Genomic DNA, 6,658 nt, shown 5'->3' with positions numbered 1-6,658 from the left:
TTTTTTTGTAGTTCCATTTATTATGGGATTTTTCCTTTCATTTACAAAATTTAAGGTTGTTACGGACGCACATTTTGTTGGCTTTAAGAATTATATTCGTGCTTTTACAATTAATGCGGAATTCATTCATGCACTTAGATTTACAACAATATTTACCGTTGTTTCCATGATTACTGTAAACGTTTTTGCCTTCCTTCTGGCACTTCTTCTTACAAAAGGCCTTAAGGGAACTAACTTCTTCCGCTCGGTTTTCTTCATGCCAAACTTAATCGGCGGTATCGTACTTGGATATATCTGGAACCTTCTTATTAATGGTATTCTTCTTCACTTTTTTGGAGAGGATATTTCTTTCAATGCAAAATACGGATTCTGGGGACTTGTAGTTCTTACAAACTGGCAGCTTATCGGTTATATGATGGTAATCTACATTGCCGGTCTTCAGAACATTCCTTCTGATATGCTTGAAGCTGCTTCAATTGACGGTGCTTCGGGTCTTACAACACTTTTTAAAATTAAGCTTCCTATGGTAATGCCTTCTATTACCATTTGTATGTTCCTTACTCTTACAAACTCTTTCAAAATGTTCGACCAGAACCTGGCCCTTACAAACGGTGCCCCTGGAACAAGTACAGAAATGCTTGCTTTGAACATTTACAAGACCTTCTATGGTAGAACCGGTTTCCAGGGCGTAGGTCAGGCAAAGGCTGTGGTTTTCTTCCTGATTGTTGCCGTAATTGCCTTTGTTCAGCTTAAACTTACAAATACAAAGGAGATTGAACACTAATGATGATAGAAAATAACAAAGGGGCTAAGCAGTTCGCACAGACCTGTCTTCTTGTTGCCCTTACAGCAATATTCATTTTCCCGATTTTACTGGTTTTTATGAACTCTTTTAAGTCAAGGCTTTATGTTTCGACAGATCCATTTGCCCTGCCTTTTGGTTCAATGTTCGTAGGCTTTGAAAACTATATCCGTGGTATTACTTCTTCAGGCTTTTTTGTAGCATTTTTGCGTTCTGTATGGATTACTGTTGTTGGTGTCAGCCTTATTATTGTATGTACTTCCATGACAGCATGGTTTATTGTTCGTGCAAAAAGTAAGTTCACAAGAATTCTTTACTACATGTTTACATTCAGTATGATTGTTCCATTCCAGATGGTAATGTACACAATGACTTTTGTGGTAAACCGCATTTATTTTGATAACGTTTTCGGAATCCTTTTTGTTTACCTTGGATTTGGTGCCGGACTTACAGTTTTCATGTTCACAGGCTTTATCAAATCTATTCCTCTGGAAGTTGAAGAAGCAGCAACAATTGACGGTTGTAATCCTATTCAGACTTACTTCCTGGTTGTATTCCCTATGCTTAAGCCAACTGCAATTACTGTAGCAATTCTTCAGGCTATGTGGATCTGGAATGACTATCTTCTTCCTTATCTTATTTTGGGTTCTGACCATAAAACTGTTCCTGTAGCAATTCAGCTTGCCATGCAGGGTGCCTACGGTTCAACCGACTACGGCGGATTTATGGCCATGCTGGTAGTTGCAATTGTTCCTATTATTGCATTCTATATTTCGTCACAAAAGTATATAATCAAGGGCGTTATTGCCGGTGCCGTGAAGGGATAATACCAGGCAAAAGCTTTACCTATGACTATAAAGGATATTGCCCGCGAATGCGGCTGTGCTGTAGGAACTGTTTCCCGCGTTTTGAATAATCACCCGGATGTGAGTGATAAAACCCGCGAAAAAGTTCTTGCAGTTGTAAAAAAGCATGATTTTATTCTCAATACAAATGCTAAGCAGCTAAAGCAGCAGGACAGAAAAACCTTAGTCATAATTGTAAAGGGAACTTCGAGTATCCTTTTGAACAGCCTTCTGGAGCGTATTCAGAAAAAGATTGAACCGCTTCCATATAATGCCAGCGTTGTAGTGCTTGATGAATACGAAAACGAGGCAAAGGCCGCAAACCGCATTTACTACGAGCAGAAGCCTGTCGGGGTGATTTTCCTTGGAGGAAGCCCGGACTTATTCCGCGAAGATTTTGAAAAGCTTCAGGTGCCCTGCGTAGTAATTTCCAATGAGGCAGATAAAATAGAAGGAATCTGCCTTTCCAGTGTGTCTACCGATAACTTTACCGCTGCCCAGTATTCGGCAAATTACCTGATTCATCAGGGGCATCAGAAAATCGGGGTTATTGGTGGTAATCTTGGCGGCTCGGACATGACGCAAAAGCGTTTTGACGGCTTTTTATCTGCCATGAAAATGGCAGGCCTGGATTTTGATTTTAAAGAGTCTTACGTAGCTTCAAAATATTCTTTTGAAGGTGGGGCTTATGCGGCAAAAATTCTGATGGAAAAAAACAGGGATTTGACTGCAATTTTTACAATGTCGGACGCAATGGCAATAGGAGCCTGCCGTCAGCTTTCTGATATGGGCTATAAAATTCCGGAGGATATTTCTGTAATCGGCTTTGACGGAATATCTTTGGGAGAGTTTTATCTGCCGCGTCTTACAACAATTAAACAGCTTTCAAACAGCCTTGCAGATGAAGGGCTTTCAATTCTGCTGGACTGTATAGAAAATAATGCTGAACCTGTGAACAAATACATTCCTTTTGAGTTTGTTCACGGCGAGAGCGTAAAAAGAGTTTATATATAGGTAAAGGCCGCGAGCTCTGACCGGCTCGCTTACACAGGGGAAAACTATGAGTATTTTAGACAATAGAGCAAGTGGAGTTTTGATGCATATTTCTTCTCTTCCGGGAAATACCGGAATTGGAACTTTGGGAAAATATGCCTACCAGTTTGTAGATTATCTTAAAAAGTATGGACAGACTTACTGGCAGATGCTTCCGATCTGTCCTACAAGCTACGGCGATTCTCCTTATCAGAGCTTTTCAACTTTCGCCGGAAACCCTTATTTTATTGATTTTGAAAAACTGGAAGCAGAAGGGCTTTTGGCTCACGATGACTGGGCAAATGTAAATTGGGGCAATAACAAAAACTACGTTGATTACGGGCTTTTGTATGTTGAACGTCACAAGGTTTTTGCAAAGCTTCAGGAAAACTTCAATAAAAATATCCCTGCTGATTTTGAAAAATACTGCTCAGACAATTCTTTCTGGCTTGAGGATTACGCACTTTTTATGGCAATTAAAGATGCCCATAATGGAGCAAGCTTTTCTACCTGGGAAAGCGATATTAAAGTACGCCAGCCGGGAGCCGTTGTAAACTGGTCAGAGCGCTGTGCAAAACGCGTTCAGTACTACAAGATTTTGCAGTATCTCTTCTATAAACAGTGGTATGAACTTAAAAAATATGCCAATGATAACGGCATTAAAATTATTGGTGATATTCCAATTTATGTTGCCGCTGACTCAAGCGACGTCTGGACAAATCCAAAACAGTTTGCCCTTAAAGGGGATTTGACTCCGATTGAAGTTGCAGGCTGTCCTCCAGATGCCTTCAGTGCAGACGGACAGCTCTGGGGTAACCCTGTTTACGACTGGGAATACCACAAGCAGACAAATTACGCCTGGTGGAAAAAACGCATCTCAGAGTGTCTTAAGATTTATGATGTAATCCGAATCGACCACTTCCGCGGTTTTGATGAATATTACTGTATTCCATTCGGCTCTGAAAACGCAAAAATCGGTCAGTGGAGAAAGGGACCTGGCGCTCATCTCTTTAATGAAATCCGCAAAGAGTTCGGCGACATCAATATTATTGCAGAAGACCTTGGATTCCTTACACCAACTGTAATTCAGATGCTTAAGGATGTAGGCTTCCCTGGAATGAAGGTGCTTCAGTTTGCTTTTGACAGCCGCGAAGAAAGCGATTACATTCCTCACCGCTACGGACACAACAGCGTAGTTTACACAGGAACTCACGATAACGACACAATTCTTGGCTGGTGCAAATCTGCCGGGGCAGATGACGTTGCTTTTGCAAAAAAATATCTGCGCGCAGAAAGCGATGATGAACTCCGTCAGGAAATGATGATCAGTGCACTTTCCTGTGTTGCCAACACCTGTATTCTCTGTATGCAGGATTTGATTGGACTTGACGGTTCAGCCCGCATGAACATTCCATCTACTGTTGGTAACAACTGGAAGTGGCGTGCATCAGAAGACCAGATTACAGACAAGCAGTTTGAGTTCCTTGGATATTACACAAGATTGTTTGGACGTGCTGACAGATAAATATAAATAGAAAATATTTCGAGGAGAAATAATTATGGAACAAATCGGTAAGGAAAATTTTTCACTTCTGGTAAGTAAAGCTTTTCTTCGTCTGCTTCCAATTCAGATTATTGAAATCCTCGTATATTCTATCAATACTTTTGTTGACAGTCTTATAACCAGCCAGTATATAGGAACTGACGCCATGGCTGCCATCGGATTTTTTGCTCCGATTGGCATGCTGCTTGGGGTAATGGATGTTGTTGTATTCGGATCCCATATTCTCTGCGGAAGACTTATAGGCTCAGGTGAGGGAAAAAGGGTAGTTACTCTTTTTTCTACGGGTGTTGTTTTCCTGAGTATCGTCAGTTTATCAATTACCGCAGCTTTCCTTTTGAGCCGCCAGTCTCTTGCGGTTCTTCTTGGCGCAGAAGGTTATATAGTTAATATGCTTGCAGATTATATTGCAGGCTTTGCACCTGGAATCATCTTTATGATACTTGTGCGAATGCTGATGATTTTCCTGCCTTTTAATAACGACATTAAACGCTGTTATCTGGGAATCGGCGTAATGATTGTTTCAAACACAGTTCTTGATATTCTTTTTGTTGCCTATGGAAACTTAGGAATATTTGGTATGGGAATTGCAACTTCTGCAAGTTATCTGCTTTCTTTCCTTGTTATGCTTCCGGGCTTTACATCAAAATCAAAAGCTGTTTTCCTTCACTTTAAAGAGCTTTCGTTCAGCGATTTGCCGGAGGCAATGCACCTTGGGCTTGCAAGCCTTATGATGGTTAGCGGCGGCGCAATCCGCGGTTACATTATGAACCGTATGCTTATGGTAAATATCGGTACGGCGGCAGTTGCTGCTATGACAGTTCAGTCTACAGTCTGCGCTATTATCGGTTCTATTCCTATGGGAAGCGCAAATGCTTTTGCAACAATGGGAAGCATTTATTACGGTGAGGAAGATAAAAACTCCTTTGAAAAACTTCTGCGTTTTGCTCTCTTCTTCTGTACTCTTATTTCTGTTACCGTAACGGCTCTTCTAATGCTGGCTTCAGGAAATCTTTCTTCTATATTCTTCAGTCAATATGATGCAGCCTGGAATGTTACCCGACGTATGTTCCTGCTTTTCCCTTGTTTTTTGATTTTTAATACTATTTCAGGACTCCTACTCAAAACTTATCAGCTTCAGAAAAAAACTCTGCTGGTTAATGTAATTTCTGTAACTGAACCTCTGGTTATGGCAGTTTTTGCAGTTGTAATGATAGGTCTGATTGGTTCTGATGCATGCTGGCTTTCATTCCCTGCCGCTGAAGTTCTTTCTCTTCTTGCAATTGCCCTATCTGTAATTGTTTTTGCAAAAAAACTTCCTTCATCTACTGCAGACTGGATGAAACTTGATTCTGATTTTTCTGCAGAATCGGATCAGTTTATGGAATTCTATCTTCATTCTATGGAAGATGTTCTTCAGATTTCTGCAAAAGTAATAGACTTTTGCCGTAAGAGACAGGTTGAAGAAAGAAAATGTAATGTAGCGGGACTTGCAGTTGAAGAAATGGCTGGAAATGTTGTTACTCACGGATTTTCAGAAAGACAAAAACATTATGTTTATGTGCGTATTATTGCAAAGGAGCGTCTTGTAATCTGTATTCGTGATGACTGTAAAGCCTTTAATCCAAAATTGCGTCTTGAACAGTTTACACCACAGGATATTACAAAAAATGTCGGAATCAGAATGATAGCTTCTATGGCAGAAGAAATGAACTATCAGTGTACAGGCGGAATTAATTCTCTTTTAATCCGGGTATAATCTCAAATTCCTGTGATTTTTTTCCATTAAAAAGCTATAATACAGGCAGGACGTAAAAATGAAAGAAAATTATGATGTTGCAATAATCGGAGCAGGTCCTGCCGGTCTTTATACGGCTTATGGTCTTGTAAAAGAAAATCCAAATCTTAATATCATTATTATTGAAAAGGGTAACTCTATAGAAAAACGTATTTGCCCTGCAATCAAAAATAAGACAAACTGTGTACGCTGCAAAACCTGTTCAATTATGGACGGAGAAGGTGGAGCCGGAGCATTTTCGGATGGAAAATTTCCTATTACAAATGATTTTGGCGGAAACCTCTGGGAAAAAATCGGTAAGGAAAAAGCCCTTGAACTGATGCGCACAGTAGACAGCTGTAACGAAAACTTTTTTAAGCAGTACTCTGATCGGGAAAATAAAAATCTGCAATTCCCACGCCTTTATACTTCTAAGGATTCCTTCTTTAAGAAAATCTGTACCCAGCATAACCTTCATCTTCTTGATGCTGATATCCGCCACCTTGGAACAGACTATGGCCAGGTAATTTACAAAGAGCTGATTAATTTTTTGAAGGCAAATAAGGTAGAAATTATCACAAATACAGAAGTCTCTGCAATTAATCTGAATCAGGATCATGATGGAACAAAAAAAGACTTCC

General features: G+C 40.1%; 6 protein-coding genes. All 6 read left to right on the top strand.

Annotation, left to right across the window (positions count from 1 at the left end):
* Positions 1 to 784 (top strand): carbohydrate ABC transporter permease (locus tag MSI_RS12710; protein WP_039924956.1); only part of this gene is annotated, 784 nt, incomplete at its 5' end.
* The gene (locus MSI_RS12705) at positions 784 to 1,629 is read left to right on the top strand and encodes a carbohydrate ABC transporter permease (RefSeq protein WP_009107755.1); all 846 of its coding nucleotides are present in this window, start codon (positions 784 to 786) and stop codon (positions 1,627 to 1,629) included. The genes MSI_RS12710 and MSI_RS12705, both read left to right, overlap by 1 nt.
* A gap of 21 nt (positions 1,630 to 1,650) precedes the next feature.
* Positions 1,651 to 2,661, top strand: a complete 1,011-nt coding sequence (locus tag MSI_RS12700) for a LacI family DNA-binding transcriptional regulator (RefSeq protein WP_009107754.1) — start codon at positions 1,651 to 1,653, stop codon at positions 2,659 to 2,661.
* A 46-nt stretch (positions 2,662 to 2,707) separates the two neighbouring features.
* Positions 2,708 to 4,204 carry a 4-alpha-glucanotransferase gene (gene malQ, locus MSI_RS12695; RefSeq protein WP_039924954.1) on the top strand — a complete coding sequence of 499 codons (1,497 nt, stop codon included), beginning with the start codon at positions 2,708 to 2,710 and terminating at the stop codon, positions 4,202 to 4,204.
* A 34-nt stretch (positions 4,205 to 4,238) separates the two neighbouring features.
* Positions 4,239 to 5,999: an MATE family efflux transporter gene (locus tag MSI_RS12690; RefSeq protein ID WP_009107750.1), complete on the top strand. Its 1,761-nt coding sequence runs from the start codon at positions 4,239 to 4,241 to the stop codon at positions 5,997 to 5,999.
* 58 nt (positions 6,000 to 6,057) lie between these two features.
* A partial coding sequence (locus MSI_RS12685) for an NAD(P)/FAD-dependent oxidoreductase (protein ID WP_039924952.1) occupies positions 6,058 to 6,658 on the top strand: 601 nt, incomplete at its 3' end.

This window comes from Treponema sp. JC4, assembly GCF_000260795.1.
In the GTDB taxonomy this organism is placed as follows: Bacteria; Spirochaetota; Spirochaetia; order Treponematales; family Treponemataceae; genus Treponema_D.
Note: the sequence above shows the minus strand (reverse complement) of the source record. Positions and strands in the feature narration are given on the sequence as shown.

Excerpts from the sequence above, each read along its gene's own strand:
- MSI_RS12705 (WP_009107755.1), top strand. The coding sequence starts at position 784 with ATGATGATAGAAAATAACAAAGGGGCTAAGCAGTTCGCACAGACCTGT.
- MSI_RS12700 (WP_009107754.1), top strand. The coding sequence starts at position 1,651 with ATGACTATAAAGGATATTGCCCGCGAATGCGGCTGTGCTGTAGGAACT.
- malQ (WP_039924954.1), top strand. The coding sequence starts at position 2,708 with ATGAGTATTTTAGACAATAGAGCAAGTGGAGTTTTGATGCATATTTCT.
- MSI_RS12690 (WP_009107750.1), top strand. The coding sequence starts at position 4,239 with ATGGAACAAATCGGTAAGGAAAATTTTTCACTTCTGGTAAGTAAAGCT.